The sequence below is a fragment of the Micromonospora qiuiae genome (assembly GCF_016863555.1).
GTDB classification, from domain to species: domain Bacteria; phylum Actinomycetota; class Actinomycetes; order Mycobacteriales; family Micromonosporaceae; genus Micromonospora; species Micromonospora qiuiae.
Genome location: NZ_BOPC01000011.1, coordinates 1 through 15,499 on the forward strand (window position 1 = coordinate 1; position 15,499 = coordinate 15,499).

15 protein-coding genes and 1 pseudogene are annotated in these 15,499 nt (G+C 72.2%); 12 read left to right on the top strand and 4 right to left on the bottom strand.

The genetic code is table 11. The features are described from left to right. Nucleotides 1-163: 163 nt before the first annotated feature. Nucleotides 164-610 (bottom strand): SRPBCC family protein, encoded by a 447-nt coding sequence (locus Vqi01_RS03595; RefSeq protein ID WP_204032954.1) that lies wholly within the window; start codon nt 608-610, stop codon nt 164-166. A gap of 185 nt (nt 611-795) precedes the next feature. On the opposite strand from Vqi01_RS03595, the gene Vqi01_RS03600 reads away from it, so the two are divergent. The 4 genes from Vqi01_RS03600 to Vqi01_RS03615 all read left to right on the top strand — a co-directional run bounded on the left by Vqi01_RS03600 (nt 796) and on the right by Vqi01_RS03615 (nt 5,865). Further along, the gene (locus Vqi01_RS03600) at nt 796-2,145 is read left to right on the top strand and encodes a GH1 family beta-glucosidase (RefSeq protein WP_239098151.1); all 1,350 of its coding nucleotides are present in this window, start codon (nt 796-798) and stop codon (nt 2,143-2,145) included. Next, nucleotides 2,142-3,413 (top strand): MFS transporter, encoded by a 1,272-nt coding sequence (locus tag Vqi01_RS03605; RefSeq protein WP_204032956.1) that lies wholly within the window; start codon nt 2,142-2,144, stop codon nt 3,411-3,413. The genes Vqi01_RS03600 and Vqi01_RS03605 overlap by 4 nt, the downstream gene beginning before the upstream one ends. Nucleotides 3,414-3,529: 116 nt before the next feature. After that, nucleotides 3,530-4,939 carry a glutamate--tRNA ligase gene (gltX, locus tag Vqi01_RS03610; RefSeq protein WP_275408702.1) on the top strand — a complete coding sequence of 470 codons (1,410 nt, stop codon included), beginning with the start codon at nt 3,530-3,532 and terminating at the stop codon, nt 4,937-4,939. Between the two features lie 278 nt (nt 4,940-5,217). Next, complete coding sequence (locus Vqi01_RS03615; RefSeq protein ID WP_204032958.1) at nt 5,218-5,865, top strand: hypothetical protein; 648 nt, start codon at nt 5,218-5,220, stop codon at nt 5,863-5,865. Nucleotides 5,866-5,964: 99 nt separating this feature from the next. Here Vqi01_RS03615 and Vqi01_RS03620 read toward each other — a convergent pair whose 3' ends face one another. After that, entirely contained in the window at nt 5,965-6,321 is a 357-nt protein-coding gene (locus Vqi01_RS03620; protein ID WP_204032959.1) for a hypothetical protein, read from the bottom strand. Nucleotides 6,322-6,489: 168 nt separating this feature from the next. Between Vqi01_RS03620 and Vqi01_RS03625 the strand changes: the two genes are divergently transcribed. The 6 genes from Vqi01_RS03625 to Vqi01_RS03650 all read left to right on the top strand — a co-directional run bounded on the left by Vqi01_RS03625 (nt 6,490) and on the right by Vqi01_RS03650 (nt 12,001). Continuing rightward, complete coding sequence (locus tag Vqi01_RS03625) at nt 6,490-7,773, top strand: PucR family transcriptional regulator (RefSeq protein WP_275408704.1); 1,284 nt, start codon at nt 6,490-6,492, stop codon at nt 7,771-7,773. Nucleotides 7,774-7,851: 78 nt separating this feature from the next. Continuing rightward, nucleotides 7,852-8,844 carry an ACP S-malonyltransferase gene (locus Vqi01_RS03630; protein ID WP_204032963.1) on the top strand — a complete coding sequence of 331 codons (993 nt, stop codon included), beginning with the start codon at nt 7,852-7,854 and terminating at the stop codon, nt 8,842-8,844. Then, nucleotides 8,841-9,785, top strand: a complete 945-nt coding sequence (locus Vqi01_RS03635) for a beta-ketoacyl-ACP synthase III (RefSeq protein WP_204032965.1) — start codon at nt 8,841-8,843, stop codon at nt 9,783-9,785. The genes Vqi01_RS03630 and Vqi01_RS03635 overlap by 4 nt, the downstream gene beginning before the upstream one ends. Nucleotides 9,786-9,865: 80 nt before the next feature. After that, complete coding sequence (locus Vqi01_RS03640; protein WP_013735281.1) at nt 9,866-10,105, top strand: acyl carrier protein; 240 nt, start codon at nt 9,866-9,868, stop codon at nt 10,103-10,105. A 2-nt stretch (nt 10,106-10,107) separates the two neighbouring features. Then, nucleotides 10,108-11,334, top strand: coding sequence for a beta-ketoacyl-ACP synthase II (gene fabF, locus Vqi01_RS03645; RefSeq protein ID WP_204032966.1), 1,227 nt, complete (start codon nt 10,108-10,110; stop codon nt 11,332-11,334). Nucleotides 11,335-11,362: 28 nt separating this feature from the next. Next, a complete protein-coding gene (locus tag Vqi01_RS03650) occupies nt 11,363-12,001 on the top strand; it encodes a lipoprotein (protein WP_204032968.1) in 639 nt (212 codons plus the stop codon). Between the two features lie 9 nt (nt 12,002-12,010). Here Vqi01_RS03650 and Vqi01_RS03655 read toward each other — a convergent pair whose 3' ends face one another. Beyond that, a complete protein-coding gene (locus Vqi01_RS03655; protein WP_204032970.1) occupies nt 12,011-13,738 on the bottom strand; it encodes a glycoside hydrolase family 3 protein in 1,728 nt (575 codons plus the stop codon). Nucleotides 13,739-13,790: 52 nt separating this feature from the next. Then, nucleotides 13,791-14,282 (bottom strand): DUF3145 domain-containing protein, encoded by a 492-nt coding sequence (locus tag Vqi01_RS03660; RefSeq protein ID WP_204032972.1) that lies wholly within the window; start codon nt 14,280-14,282, stop codon nt 13,791-13,793. 299 nt (nt 14,283-14,581) lie between these two features. Here Vqi01_RS03660 and Vqi01_RS03665 point away from each other — a divergent pair, with 299 nt between their 5' ends. Both Vqi01_RS03665 and Vqi01_RS03670 read left to right on the top strand, forming a co-directional pair. Continuing rightward, on the top strand, nt 14,582-14,911 hold the full coding sequence (locus tag Vqi01_RS03665) for a hypothetical protein (protein ID WP_204032973.1): 330 nt from the start codon (nt 14,582-14,584) through the stop codon (nt 14,909-14,911). 110 nt (nt 14,912-15,021) lie between these two features. Further along, nucleotides 15,022-15,428: pseudogene (locus Vqi01_RS03670) on the top strand (alpha/beta fold hydrolase); the annotation flags it as partial. Nucleotides 15,429-15,499: the final 71 nt, after the last annotated feature.

The following is a 15,499-nucleotide window of genomic DNA, read 5'->3' on the forward strand; positions in this document are numbered from 1 at the left end:
AGCCGACAGGCGAAGCAGCCGACAGGCGAAGCAGCCGACAGGCGAAGCAGCCGACAGGCGAAGCAGCCGACAGGCGAAGCAGCCGAAGCGATGACGGCCCGGGTGCACCTGGTAGGGGCACCCGGGCCACCACCGTTCGCGGGTGGCGCCAGGACGCGACCCGTCAGCCGACGGCGGCCAGGTCGGTCAGCCGGGCCAGCGAGTCCTCCAGGTCGGCGCCGACCCGACGCAGGCCGAGGCGGAGCAGGGCGGCCTTGACCGGTCCAGCCGGCCAGCGTACGACGATGAGCCGCACGACGGTCCCGTCCGCCTCTTCGTCCGGGGTGAGCTGGACATATATCTCGGTGCGCGCCTCCGCTCGGGCACCGGCGCCCTTGGCGCGTTCGCGCCAGCCGATCAGGGTCGGCTCCTGGTAGGCGATCACCTCGGCCTCATGCGCGGCCCCGCGTCCGGCCTGGACCAGCTGCCGCCGACCAAAGCCCTCCCCCGAGAGGACCTCGGCCGCACGGACCCCGGCCAGCCAGGCCGGCAACTGCTCGGCCCGCTGCACCACATCCCAGACCGCTTCGACTGGCGCCGCCACGTGCGCGCTGCGTTCCACGAGGATCATTTCCGTCTTCCTCCAGTGAGGACATCCCACGATATCGGCACTGTATGCACAAAAACGGACTTATGTGGACGGGTTAGCAAAGACACGCCGAAAGGTATTGATTCTGGCTGCAGTTCGGCCTATGGACCGGATGCCCTGCGCCCCCTAGAGTCCCGAGCACGTTTCGCGTTTCGTTGGGAGGGCGTATGCCGCACGCACCGATGCCCAGGTTCCCCACCGGATTCCGCTGGGGCGTCTCCACGTCGGCGTACCAGATCGAGGGCGCCGCCCACACCGACGGGCGCGGAGTGTCCATCTGGGACACCTTCGCCCGCACACCCGGCCGGATCGCCGATGGCAGCAGCGGCGACGTGGCCTGCGACCACTACCACCGGTACGCCGAGGACATCGCCCTGATGGCCGGGCTGGGCATCACCGCGTACCGGTTCTCGGTGTCCTGGCCCCGGGTGCTTCCCACCGGAGCCGGCACGGTCAACACGAGCGGGCTGGACTTTTACGAACGGCTGGTCGACGCAGTGCTCGCGCACGGCATCGATCCGGTCGCCACCCTGTTCCACTGGGATCTTCCGCAGTCACTGGAGGACGACGGCGGCTGGTTGAACCGGGACACCGCGTACCGCTTCGCCGAGTACGCCGACCTGGTCGCCGCCCGCCTCGGCGACCGGGTCAAGATGTGGATCACGCTCAACGAGCCGTTCATCCACATGAGCCTCGGTCACGGCATGGGCGTACACGCTCCGGGCCGGGCGCTGCTCTTCGACGCCTTCCCGGTCGCCCACCACCAGTTGCTGGCTCACGGCCTCGCGGTCGCCGCGCTGCGCGCCCGCAGCGGCAGCCCGGTCGCCATCGCCAACAACTACTCGCCGGTACGGCGGGTCGGCGACGATCCGGCCGACCTCGCCGCCGCGGCGGCCTACGAGGCGCTGCACAACCGGCTGTTCACCGACCCGCTGCTCGGCCACGGGTACCCGGCGGAACTGGGCTTCGACGACGCCGTGGTACGCGACGGCGACCTCGACGTGATCGCCGCCCCGATCGACGTGCTGGGGGTCAACTACTACAACCCGACCGGCGTACGGGCACCCGAGGAAGGCTCTCCGCTGCCGTTCGAGCTGGTGCCGCTCGACGGCTACCCGCGTACCGCCTTCGACTGGCCGGTGGCCCCGGACGGGCTGCGCGATCTGCTCGGCTGGCTGCGCCACCGGTACGGCACGGACCTGCCGCCCGTCCAGATCACCGAGAGCGGCTGCGCCTACGACGACCAGCCCGACGCGCAGGGCCGGGTGCACGACCCGGACCGGATCGTCTACCTCGACGGTCACCTCCGGGCGGTGCATGCCGCCATCGCCGACGGAGTCGACGTGACCGGCTACTTCGTCTGGTCACTGCTGGACAACTGGGAGTGGGCCGAGGGCTTCACCAAGCGCTTCGGTCTGGTGCACGTCGACTACCCCACCGGGCGGCGGACGCCCAAGTCGTCGTACGCCTGGCTGCGTGACGTCATCGCGACGGCGCGGCGGGAAACTCCCCGGTGACCACCGTCGACCCGGCCCCTGCCTCGCTGCCGGCGGCGCTGGCCGAGCCGACGGTGCCGGTGCGGCGGGGCTGGATCGCGCTGCTGTTCGCCGCGAACCTCGGCGTCTGGATGGCGTTCTTCACCCCGATCCAGGTGCTGCTGCCCCAGCAGATCGGGCAGATCGCGCCGACGCACAAGGAGAACATGCTGGCGGTGGTCACCGGATTCGGCGCGCTGGCCGCGGTGATCGCCAACCCGCTCGCCGGGGCGCTGTCCGACCGGACCTGCCTGCGGCTGGGCCGGTGGGCCTTCGGCCGTCGCCACGTCTGGACCCTCGGGGGCGCGCTGCTCGGCGCGCTGGCCCTGGTGCTGCTCGCGCAGGCGCGTACCGTGCTCGGGGTCACGGTCGGCTGGGTCGCCGCGCAGGTCTGCTTCAACGCGATGCTGGCCAGCCTGACCGCCGCCGTGCCGGACCGGGTGCCGGTGGCGCAACGCGGCGCGGTCTCCGGTTGGGTGGGCATCCCGCAGACGCTGGGGCTGGTGCTCGGGGTGGTGCTGGTCACAGTCGTGGTCACCGGCAACGCCGCCGGCTACCTCGCGGTCGCCGCAGCCGTGGCGCTGCTCGCGCTCCCGTTCGCCCTGCGTACGCGAGACGACCCGCTGCCGCGCCCGCACCGGCCGGCGCTGCGCGGTCTGCTCGCCGGGATGTGGGTGTCCCCGCGCCGCCACCCCGACTTCGGCTGGGCCTGGATCACCCGCTTCCTGGTCCAGCTCGGCAACGCCTTCGGCACCCTCTACCTACTCTACTTCCTCACCGACGGGGTGCGGGTGGCCGACCCCGAGAGCGGGCTGCTGGTGTTGATCGTGCTCTACACCGTCGGGTTGATGGCCACCGCGGTGCTCGCCGGCCGGCTCTCCGACCGCTCCGGCAGGCGGAAGGTCTTCGTGATCGCCGCGGGCGTGGTGATGGCGGTGGCGGCGCTGCTGCTGGCCGCCGCGCCCACCTGGCCGATGGCGGTGTCCGCCGCGCTGGTGCTCGGGGCCGGCTACGGGGTGTACCTGTCGGTCGACGCCGCCCTGATCACCCAGGTGCTGCCCAGAGCCACCGACCGGGCCAAGGACCTCGGCGTGATCAACATCGCGAATTCGGCACCCCAGGTGCTCGGCCCGGCCATCGCCGCCCCGATCGTGGTGCATCTCGGCGGCTACCCGACGTTGTACGCGATCACAGCCGTGGTGACCCTCCTCGGCAGCGTGCTGGTGCTGAAGATCCGCTCCGTGCCGTGACGATCAGGGCGCTCGCCGCGGTGTCAGGAGGTGTTAGGAGGGGGCCCTTTTAATACACGAGGCGATAAGAAGGGGCCCCTCCTTGCATCAGCGGCGGCGGTCGTAGGCTGGGGGCCGTGACGGTACGTGTGCGCTTCGCCCCCTCCCCGACCGGTATGTTCCACGTCGGCGGCGCCCGCTCGGCGCTGCAGAACTGGATCTACGCCAAGCAGCAGGGCGGGGTGTTCGTGCTGCGCATCGAGGACACCGACGCGGCGCGCAACAAGCCGGAGTGGACCGAGGGCATCCTGGCGGCGCTGGACTGGATCGGCATCGAGCGGGGCAGCTACGAGGGGCCGTACTTCCAGTCCTCGTACGCCGGTGAGCATCGGGCCGCTGCCCGCCGGCTGCACGAGTCGGGCCGGGCGTACTACTGCGACTGCACCCGAGAGGCGGTGCAGGCCCGGACCGGAAACCAGTACACCGGCTACGACGGGTACTGCCGCGACCGGGGGTTGCCGCCCGGCGAAGGGCGGGCGCTGCGGTTCCGCACCCCCGACGAGGGTACGACGGTGGTCACCGACCTGATCCGGGGCGAGCCGAGCTTCGAGAACAAGCTCATCGAGGACTTCGTCATCGCCCGGGGCGACGGCTCCCCGGTTTTCCTGCTGGCCAACGTCGTGGACGACATGAGCATGGGAATCACCCACGTGATCCGGGCCGAGGAGCACCTGCCCAACACCCCGAAGCAGCAGTTGCTCTGGGACGCCCTCGGCGTGAAGCCACCGATCTGGGCACACGTGCCGGTGGTGGTGAACGAGAAGCGGCAGAAGCTCTCCAAGCGACGCGACAAGGTCGCCCTTGAGGCCTACCGGGACGAGGGCTACCTCGCCGAGGCGATGCGCAACTACCTGATGCTGCTCGGCTGGGCCCCCTCGGGTGACCGGGAGATCGTGCCCTGGTCGGTGATCGAGGACGAGTTCCGGCTGGAGGAGGTGAACCCGTCCCCGGCCTTCTTCGACGAGAAGAAGCTGCGCGCGTTCAACGGGGAGTACATCCGGGCGCTGCCGGTCGAGGAGTTCGTCGAGGCCTGCCAGCCGTGGCTGACCGGCACCGGCACGATCGCGCCGCCGCCGTGGCAGCCGGAGGAGTTCGACCCGGCGGCGTTCGCCGCGGTGGCTCCGCTGGCCCAGACCCGGATCACCGTGCTCAGCGAGATCGTGCCCAACGTCGACTTCCTCTTCGTCGCCTCGCCGTTGATCGACGAGGCGGCCTGGGTCAAGGCGATGAAGGAGGGCTCGGCGGAGCTGCTGGACGACGCCATCGCCGCCTTCGAGGCGGTGTCGTCCTGGGACGCGGAGACGCTGAAGGCCACCCTGGAGGCGGTCGGCGCCCGACGCGGCCTCAAGCTCGGCAAGGCGCAGGCTCCGGTGCGGGTCGCGGTCACCGGCCGTACCGTGGGGTTGCCGCTGTTCGAGTCGCTGGAGGTGCTCGGAGCCGAGCGCACCCTCACCCGGCTGCGCGCGGCCCGCGTCCGTCTCTTTTGAGGCCGGGACTGCGGGTGCCGAGGGCCGGCCGGGGGGCCGCACATCGCGTCCCCCGGTGTTGCCTCCGCAAGGTACGATCCGGCCGCTGGTCCACGACCGCTCGTTGGTCGAGTCGCGATCGCAGATAGTTCCGATTAGTGTTCCATCAGCTGCAACCGATCGACGTTACGCGGAGTCTTTGAGGTAGGTACCCGTCCTGTGGGCACGGTCACCACCGCCGATCTTCCGTCGCGTGACCTGTGCAGCACAGCCACCCATCGACGGGGCGAGGAGGCGGCATGGTCCGACGAATGAGGCGACTGGCCGCAGTGGCGCTGGGTGGCATGGTGACCATGGTGTTGGGACTCGCCTTCGCCGAGCCGGCGAAGGCGACGCCGAAGCCACCGGCGGGGGTGGAAATCACCGGGCACGGGCTGGCCGAGCCGTTGCGGCTGCGGGCGGATACCCACCCCGAGCACGTCAACGCCCTCATCGAGCAGGTCAACCTCCGGGAACTGGTCCGCCAGTCGGCCAAGCCGAAGGCGGCCGACCTCGGTCCGAAGTACACCGTCGTGGTGTTCGCCGGCGACGTTCCGAAGCAGACGTACGACCTCTATCCGACGGCGACGGGCGGACCGCGGATCCACCGGCCGGCCAAGCAGCCGGACGGCCGCAAGGCCAACGCCGCCTGGTTTCTCGGCCGGATCAGCATGTCCGAGACGCTGCGTACCGCAGGTGTGCCGTTGGAGCGCACGTTCGAGACGATCAGCGGCGGGGCCGGCGGGGGCGAACGAATCATCCCCGAGGATGCGCTGAACCCCGCTCAGGACATCAACGAGGCCTTCGGCGAGTTGCGTCACCTGCTCCTGCTGAATGTCGCGGTGATGTTGGTGATCACGAGCGGGCTCGCCGGGATCGCCCTGCTGATCCGCCGCCGGACCCGCTGACCGACGGCTCAGGCCACCGGCAAGGCGGACAGCACCGCCGAGACGGCCAGCACCGACGGCTCAAGGCCACCGGCGAGGCGGTCAGCAGCGGCGAGGCGGTCAGCACCAGCGGCGTGGTGGGCGCTCCCGGCGGACGTTCCGCTGCGCCGGACGGACCGGAGCGTGCCGATGGGCGCCGGCCCAGCCGGGAATCTGGCTACGGCAGGCGGTGGGCTCCGGTTCCGGCGCTGGTGAGTCGGCGGCGCGCGGATGCGGTAGACCGGGCTCGGGGGCACGGGAGCCGGCGGGCAGGACATCGTCCTCGGGACGCTCGGGCAGCCAACCGGGGGCCGGCTCGACCGGATGCGTGAAGCCGGTGAGCCGACGGTGGTGTTTGGCGACGGCCGGCTGCTCGTGCGGGCCTGGTCGGCACGGCTCCCCCTGGGCGCAACCGTGCTCGGCCTCCCCGTACGCCATCGGCCCCTCCTCGCCTTCTCGCCCTCACCCGTCGGTGCCCACCCGATGTGCCCGGCCGTGGCACGCCGAATCGTGGTCACCGTCGAGGACTTCACCGTACTGGCCGGTCCCGACGGACCGCGCAGCGCGTACCCGGCTCCGGCGTCCGCACGCCCGCCGACGGCTGCCGTGGGGGTCCAGGTCAGGGCATGTCAGGCTAGGTGGGTGAGCGAATCGGGCGGGACGGATCTGACGGCCACGCTGCGCCGGATCGAACGCGCGGCCGGGGCGCTGGCCACCGCCAGCGTGAGCCGGATGGACGAGACGCTGCCCTGGTTCCGCGAGCTGCCGGCCGACCAGCGTTCGTGGGTGATGCTGGTGGCCCAGGCCGGCGCCCGCTCCCTGGTGCAGTGGTTGCGCTCCGGCGGCGGGGCCACCGAGGGGACCCAGGAGGTCTCCGACGAGGTGTTCGCCACCGCGCCACAGGCGCTCGCCCGCTCGATCACCCTCCAGCAGACTGTCGCGCTCATCAAGGTCACCATCGACGTGGTCGAGGAACAGGTGGGCGACCTCGCCGCCCCGGGCGAGGAGCCGCAGCTACGTGAGGCGGTGCTGCGGTACTCCCGGGAGATCGCCTTCGCCGCCGCCCGGGTGTACGCCCGGGCCGCCGAGTCGCGCGGTTCCTGGGACGCCCGGCTCCAGGCCCTGCTGGTGGACGCGCTGCTGCGCGGCGACTCCCCGGATGTGCTGGCCAGCCGCGCCGCCGCGCTGGGCTGGACGGACGCACCGCCGGTGTCGGTGGCCGTCGGCCCCTCGCCCGGTGGGGAGGTCTCCGTCGTGTTGCACACGGTCTACCGCCAGGCCCGGCGGATCGGGGTCGAGGTGATCGGCGGTGTGCACGGCGACCGGCTGGTGATCGTGCTCGGCGGGGCCGCCGACCCGGTCGCGGCCACCGGCAAGCTGCTGACCGCCTTCGGCGACGGGCCGGTGGTGGTCGGTCCGGCGGTGCCGAGCCTCGACGAGGCCACCGAGTCGGCCCGGGCGGCACTGGCCGGCTACCGGGCGGCGCCGGCCTGGCCGGCCGCGCCGCGCCCGGTGCACGCGGGAGACCTGCTGCCGGAGCGGGCACTGGCCGGCGACGCCGAGGCCCGCCGGAGGCTGCGGCACGACGTGTACGCGACACTCGTGCGCGCCAGCGGCGAACTGTTGGAGACACTGGACGCCTTTTTCGCCGCCGGCGGCACGCTGGAGAGCGCGGCGCGGGCCCTGTTCGTGCATCCGAACACCGTGCGCTACCGGCTGCGGCGGATCGCCGAGGTGACCGGTTTCAGTCCGCTGGCTCCCCGGGACGCCTTCGCGCTGCGAGTCGCGCTGACCGTGGGTCGGCTGGATCCGGTGGTGCCGACCCAGACAATGGTCCCAGCTGCCGGCAAAAGGTCACAGAAGGATGACGATCAGCGCCAATCTTTGTAGGAAACCGTCAAAGGTTCTAGTACGGTTTGGTGGCAGCCGACACAGCGCGACCGGTGGGCATCCGGGAGAGTCATAGGCGTGCTCGCCGTACTTTGCCCCGGCCAGGGTTCGCAGAAACCTGGCTTCCTGGCCCCCTGGCTCGACCTGACCGGCGCCGAGGCGCGGTTGCGCTGGTGGTCGGCGCTGGCCGGCGTCGACCTGGTGCGGCTGGGGACCACCGCCGACGCCGACGAGATCCAAGACACGGCTCGCACCCAGCCACTGCTGGTCGCCGCGGCGCTGCTCGCCGCCGAGCACCTCCCGATGGACGACGTTTCGATCACGGCGGGGCACAGCGTCGGCGAGCTCGGCGCGGCGACGCTGGCCGGTGTGCTGTCGCCCGAGGCGGCGGTCACCCTCGCCGGCGTACGCGGCCGGGAGATGGCGGCCGCCTGCGCGCTGGAACCGACCGGCATGGCGGCGGTGCTCGGTGGCGACCCGGACGACGTGGTCGCCGTGATCAGCGGGCACGGGCTGCACGCCGCCAACCGCAACGGCGCCGGCCAGGTCGTGGCCGCTGGCGCGGTCGCCGAGTTGGAGAAGCTCGCCGCCGAGCCACCTGCCCGGGCCCGGGTCATCCGGCTCAAGGTGGCCGGCGCGTTCCACACTCCGTACATGGCACCTGCGGAGGCGGCGCTGGCCACGGTGGCGGCCGGGATCGTCCCGGGCGATCCGGGCCGGATCCTGCTGTCCAACCTCGACGGCACAGCGGTCGCGCACGGACCGGAGCTGATGCGGCGCCTGGTCCACCAGGTCACCGCCCCCGTCCGGTGGGATCTCTGCATGGCCACCCTGGCCGAGCTCGGTGTCACCGGGGTGATCGAACTGCCGCCCGCCGGGACGCTCGCCGGCTTGATCAAGCGCGAGCTCAAGGCTACCGGCGCCCCGGAGCTCGTCACCTTGAACACCCCGGACGACCTGCCCGCCGCGCGGGACCTGATCGCCCGCCTGAGCCGGGGCGACGAACGAACCAGCAAGCTCAATCCGAACGCGTCTCGTGCCGAGACCGACCGTGGGGAAGGCTCGTCATGAGCGGTAGCAAAATTCTCTCCCTGGGGCACTACCAGCCGTCCCGGGTGGTGACCAACGACGAGATCGCCCAGCTGGTGGAGACCAACGACGAGTGGATCCGGGACCGGGTGGGCATCGTCACCCGGCGCATCGCCGGTGACGAGACAGTCGCCGACATGGCCGCAGCAGCCGCCGACAAGGCCCTGGCCAACTCGGGTCTGACCGCCGCCGACATCGACCTGGTCGTGGTCGCCACCTGCACCTCGGTCGACCGCAGCCCGAACGTGGCCTGCCGGGTCGCCGCCAAGCTGGGCATCGCCGCTCCTGCGGCGTTCGACGTCAACACCGCCTGCTCCGGCTTCGCGTACGCGCTGAGCACGGTGGACCACGCGATCCGCGCGGGCGCCGCCCGCAACGCGATCGTCATCGGCGCGGAGAAGCTCTCCGAGTTCACCGACTGGACCGACCGCTCCACCTGCATCATCTTCGGCGACGGCGCGGGCGCCGCGGTGGTCACCGCCACCGCCGAGGACGAGGCCCCGGGCATCGGCCCGGTGGTCTGGGGCTCGGTGCCCGAGCGCGGTGACGCGGTACGCATCGAGGGCTGGCGCCCCTACGTCGCGCAGGAGGGCCAGGCGGTGTTCCGCTGGGCCACCACCGCGCTGGCCCCGCTGGCGTCGCAGGCGTGCGAACGGGCCGGGGTGGACCCGTCCGAGCTGGCCGCGTTCGTTCCGCACCAGGCCAATTCCCGGATCATCGACGGCATCGCCAAGCGGCTGAACATCCCGCAGGCGATCATCGCGAAGGACATCGTCGAGTCCGGCAACACCTCCGCGGCCAGCATTCCGCTGGCCCTGTCCAAGCTGGTCGAGCGCCGCGAGGTGCCCTCGGGCGCGCCGGTGCTGCTGTTCGGCTTCGGTGGCGGCCTGACCTACGCCGGTCAGGTCGTCCGCTGCCCCTGAAACCTCTCGGCGCGTCGAGCCGAGGAGCGACGGGCGGCGTCGCCGCCGTCGAGAGAACCCGATGAGAGGAACCCACCGCAATGACCCGTGACGAGATCACCGCCGGCCTCGCCGAGATCCTCGAAGAGGTTGCCGGGGTGAGCCCGGACGACGTGGCCGAGGGGAAGTCCTTCACTGACGACCTGGACGTCGACTCGCTCTCCATGGTGGAGGTCGTGGTCGCGGCCGAGGAGAAGTTCGGCGTCAAGATCCCGGACAACGAGGTGCAGAACCTCAAGACCGTCGGGGACGCCGTCAGCTACATCGAGGCGCAGTCCTGATCATGAGTCGCACCGACGTCGTCGTCACCGGGCTCGGCGCGACCACCCCGCTGGGCGGGGACGTCGCGTCGACCTGGGACGCCATGCTCAACGGCCGCTCCGGGGTGAGTGCGCTCACCCAGGAGTGGGCCGGGCAACTCCCGGTCCGGATCGCCGCCCAACTGGCGGTGGATCCGGCCACCCTGCTCAACCGGGTCAAGCTGCGCCGGCTGGACCGTTCGGAGGCCATCGCGCTGATCGCCGCCCACCAGGCATGGGCGGACGCCGGCCTGGCCGACTCGGGGCTGGACCCGGAGCGGCTGGGGGTCAGCATCGGCTCCGGCATCGGTGGCGCCGTCACCCTGCTCGCCCAGGACGACATCCTGGAGGCCTCCGGCCCACGTCGGGTGTCCCCACACACCGTGCCGATGCTGATGCCCAACGGTCCGGCCGCCTGGGTCGGGTTGGAACTCGGCGCGCAGGCGGGCGTGCACTCGGTGGCCAGTGCCTGCGCCACCGGCGCGGAGGCGATCGCGCTCGGCCTGGACATGATCCGGGCCGGCCGGGCCGATGTGGTGGTGGCCGGCGGTACCGAGGCGGTGATCCACCCGCTGCCGATCGCCGGCTTCGCCTCGATGCGGGCCATGTCTACCCGCAACGACGAGCCGGAACGGGCCTCCCGCCCGTGGGACAAGGGCCGCGACGGGTTCGTCCTCGGCGAAGGCTCCGGCATCGTGGTGCTGGAGCGGGCCGAACACGCCGCCGCCCGGGGTGCCCGGGTGTACGCGAAGCTGGCCGGGTCGGGCATCACCTCCGACGGTTTCGACATCGTCCAGCCGCACCCGGAGGGGGCGGGCGCGATCCGGGCCATCGCGAAGGCGATCGCCGACGCGGACGTGGCCAAGACCGACATCGTCCACGTCAACGCGCACGCCACGTCTACCCCGGTCGGTGACCTGGCCGAGATCAAGGCGTTGCACCACGCGCTGGGCGACCACCCGGTGCTGACCGCCACCAAGTCGATGTCCGGGCACCTGCTCGGCGCGGCCGGCGCGCTGGAGTCGATCGCGACGATCCTGGCGATCCGCGACGGTGTGGTGCCGCCCACGATCAACCTGGACGACCCGGACGACGGTCTCGACCTCGACGTTGCCGCCAACAAGGTCCGCCACCTGGACATCCCCGCCGCGCTGAACAACTCGTTCGGCTTCGGCGGTCACAATGTGGCGCTCGTCTTCACCCGGGCCTGAAGCGCCCCGGCGACAGGAAGCGGGCATCGTGGAACGACCGGTCCTCGCGTTCGTGGCGCTCGCCCTCGGGCTGCTCGCCGGGTGCACCGCCGGCGGGGGACGCGACGGTGGTAGGGCCGCGACCGGCGAGCCGTGGTACGACGAGGTGACTGTGGCAGGGGCCGCCGGCCCGGTAGGTGTCGGCGGCCCCTGTCCGCTGCCGGTCACGTTCGACCTGGCGCAGGGGTGGCGGGCCAAGGCGGTGCAGGCGCCGGATCCTGGCGACGAGCTGGGCAACGCGGTGGCCGAGGCGCTCACCCGGCGCGGAGGGTCGACCGTGCGCTGCGAGTTGGACGGCCGGCCGGCGACCGCGGGATTCCTGCGTGTGTGGACCGTCGACGCTGCCGGCGCCCCGGCGCGACAGGCGCTGGAGGCGTTCGTCGACGCCGAGGAAGGGCTGACCGAGCCGCAGTACCGCCAGACCCGCGCCGGCGACCTTGACGTGGTGGAGGCGACGTGGTTGAGCCGGCGGGTACTGACCGACGAGGACGTCCGGGAGTGGGCGCTGGCCGTCCAGGTGGGTGACCGGACAGTGCTGGTCGAGGCGAGCAGCACCAGCTTCGGCGAGCCGGTCGACGTGTTGCCGGCGTACCGGCTGGCCCGCGACACCCTCGCCGGCCAGGCCTGACCCGCAGCGTCAGCCCGCGCAGGTGGTGGCGGGCAGTCCGGCCACCTTGACCGGGGAACGCCCCCGCGGGGCGGCCTTGCCAGCCAGCACGTCGGCGAGCGCGGCCATCGAGGCCCGGCTCGACGAGTACGTGGCCAGCAGCGTCGGCGAGGCCGCCCGGGCCAGCACGTACGGTGTGTCCATCGCGACCGTGACGGCCGCGTCGGCGCGTAGGTCGTCGGCGCCGTCGCCGTAGCCGACCAGGTGGACGACGGTGCCGCCGCTGGGCACCACCGTCACCCCCGCCTCGGTCAGCGCCTCGGTCAGCGCGGCCCGGGTGTGCGCCCGCCCGCCCGAGGAGGTGACCGTGACCGGGCCACGCACGCCGGTGGTGTCGCACCGGCCGCGCAGCACGGTGATCGCGGCACCGGCCAGGGCGCGGGCCGCCTCGCGGTGCGCCGGGGCGTTCAGCGTGGACAACTCCGGCGCCTCGCCACCGGCCAGGGTGAACTTCATGGTCAGCACGCGAGTGGCCGCCTCCACCAGGCGGGCCCGAGGCAGTGAGCCGTCCCGCAGCGCCGCGAGCAGCCCGTCGTACGCCTGGCTGACGTTCGGCGGCATGAGGATCAGGTCGTTGCCGGCCTTGAGCGCGCGTACCGCAGCCTCCCCCGGTGACCAGCGGCGGGCCGGCGCCATGTTCATGCCGTCGGTGATCACCACGCCCTGGAAGCCGAGTTCCCCGCGCAGCACCTCGGTGAGCAACTTGTGGGAGAAGGTCGCGGCCACGCCCGGGTCGACCGAGCGTACGTCGAGGTGGGCGGACATCACCGCGAGCGCGCCGGCTTCGATGCCGGCGCTGAACGGCGGCCATGCCTCGGCCGCCAGTTTCTTGCGGGACTGGCCGATCACGGGCAGTTCCTCGTGCGAGTCGACGGCGCTGTGCCCGTGCCCCGGGAAGTGTTTCAGCGTGGCCGCCACCCCGGCGGCCTGCAGGCCCCGTACCGCGCCACCGACCTGCGCCGCTGCGCGCTTCGGATCGGCGCCGAAGGACCGGGACCCGATCACCGCGCTCCGGGTGACCAGCACGTCGGCGACCGGCGCGAAGTCGACGTTGATCCCCATCGCGGCCAGTTCGGTGCCGGCGGCCCGCCAGGCGGCCTCGGTCAGCGCGGGATCGTCGGCCGCCCCGGCGCCGAGCGCGCTGGGCAGCATGGTGACCCCGTCGGTGATCCGGGTGACCACGCCGTACTCCTGGTCGGTGCCGATGAGGAACGGCGCCGAGCCGGCGCGCAGCTTCCCGGCGGCCTCGTGCAGCCCGGTGGTCAACTCCCGGACCTGCTTCGGGTTGTCGACGTTGGTGGTCTCCTGGTTGCCCTGGGTGGGGTCGTCGGCGCTGAAGCCCACCAGGATCAGCCCGGCGAGCCGGTACTTCTCGATCATCTCGGCGGGCGTGTCGACGCCGGCCAGGGCCTGGTTGCCGGCCACCGAGCCGGCCGAGACCTTGGTCGCCCGGTCGCCGTACGCGTAGGGCATCAGCACCTGGCCGACCAGGTCCTCGTCGGCGAACTCGGCGACCAGGGCGGCGGCCCGGGCAGCCGGATCGGCCGGCGCGGCGCTCGACGGCGGCGCCGGATCGGCCGGGGCGGAGGCCGGGGCCAGCTCCGGGCGCTGTCCGGGTCCGGTGCAGCCGGAGACGAGCAGCGTGCAGGCGACGAGGGCGGCGGCGACCCGCCGGGTGGTGGTCGACACGCGGCCCATCCCACCAGCCCACCGTGGATCGGGGCAACTCGGCCTTGGGCCTGGCAGCCCGTCAGCCCACCCGGGTGAGCAGGGTCACCGGAGCCCCGTCCCCGGCGTAGCGGTACGGCTCCAGTTCGGCGTCCCAGGCGGTGCCGAGTGCCTTGTCGAGGGCGTGCGCGAGGGCCTCCGGGGCCCGCGCGGCGGCCATGATGCTGCGCAGTCGATCCTCGCCGAGTTGGATGTCACCGGCGGCACCCACGGTGGCGCGGAACAGTCCCCGCCCCGGGACGTACATGAAACGCTCACCGTCGGCGCCCGGGCTGGGTTCCTCAGTGACCTCGAAACGAATCATGGGCCACTGCCGGAGGGCAGCGGCCAGCTCGGCGCCCGTCCCCGGACGACCGGACCACCCGCACTCGGCCCGGCGGGCGCCGGGGTCGACGGGCTGAGCAGTCCACTTCAGGTTGACCGGCGCGGCGAGGACGCGCGCGATCGCCCACTCGACGTGTGAGCACACGGCGAGCGGGGTCGAGTGGACGTATACGACGCCACGCGTTGGCACGGAGACCTCCCGGAGAGCGAGGTGCGTCTTCCCCTACGACCTCGCCCTGTCCGGGCCCGTTGCTGGAACACATGATGACTGGTCTAGCGGATGGCGCGCCAGGGAATCGGGAAATCCGTCGCCCGGAATACCCGGACAGGTGACGGCAGTTCCACCTCCCGGCGCCCGCGATGACCAGCCAGGATCGTAGGTGTAAAGTTCCCTCGGCGGCCTGTGCCGCTTAACGCCTTCGCGGGGTCATCCATCCCGCATAGCCCCCGGACGTCCCGTCCTTCGTACGTCTTCCAAGGAGTCCCTCCGTGGCAAGCAACACCTCAAAGACCGCGCGCGCGTCCGTCCGGGCAGGCCAGGCAGGCCAGGGTGGCGCCCTCAGCGTGCTGGGCGAATTCAAGTACCTCATCCCGCTCAACGGCGGCAAGCACGCCTACGTGCGGAACCTCACCAACGGAATGACCGTGCACCTGCGCACCGACTCCGAGGCCTTCGTCGAGGAGATCCGGACGCTGGCTGCCGCCGGCCACGCCGCCAAGATCCGGGCCGAGATCAACAGCCTCAACGCCGCCCACCCGGGCGACGGCTGGGACGCCACCGAGAAGCGGCTGGTCGAGGCCGGCGTCTTCGAGAGCTGACCTTTTCCCTCCAGCATCGCGCGCCCTCCCTCCCGGCAGCGTCGCGAACGTCCGCCGGGTCGTCCGGCGGGCGTTCACCCTCCCCACATCCGCGGTGTCACGCATCGGCGCTGACCGCGCTGCGGGAAACTTTCGGGTCGGTCCGGGTGATCGCCTACGACGCGCGGGGGGCACGGCCGTTCCAGCTGCATGGCGCTGCCCACGGCCACCCTGGCCCAGCTCGGCGACGACCTGGCGGCGGTGCTGGACATGGTCGCATCCACCGGCCGGGTGGTCCTGGCCGGCCACTCGATGGGCGGCATGACCATCATGGAGTAACGCCCACCGTCACCCCGACCATTTCGCCCGTCGGGTGGCCGGGCTGGTCTTCGTCTCCACCACCGCCGAAGGGCACACGCACAACGTCTACGGCCTGTCCCCGCGAATCGCCCGGCGGATCCGGCCGGCCGAAACCACCGGAGCCGGGGCGCGGTCAACGCCGCCCTCTCCGGCGTGCTGCGCCAGGTCCTCGAGGCCACGCGGGCCCGCGCCGCCCGCCCGGCCGGGGCGTCCTGTTAACAAGGGGCCCTTCCTCTACCGCAGGCGTTA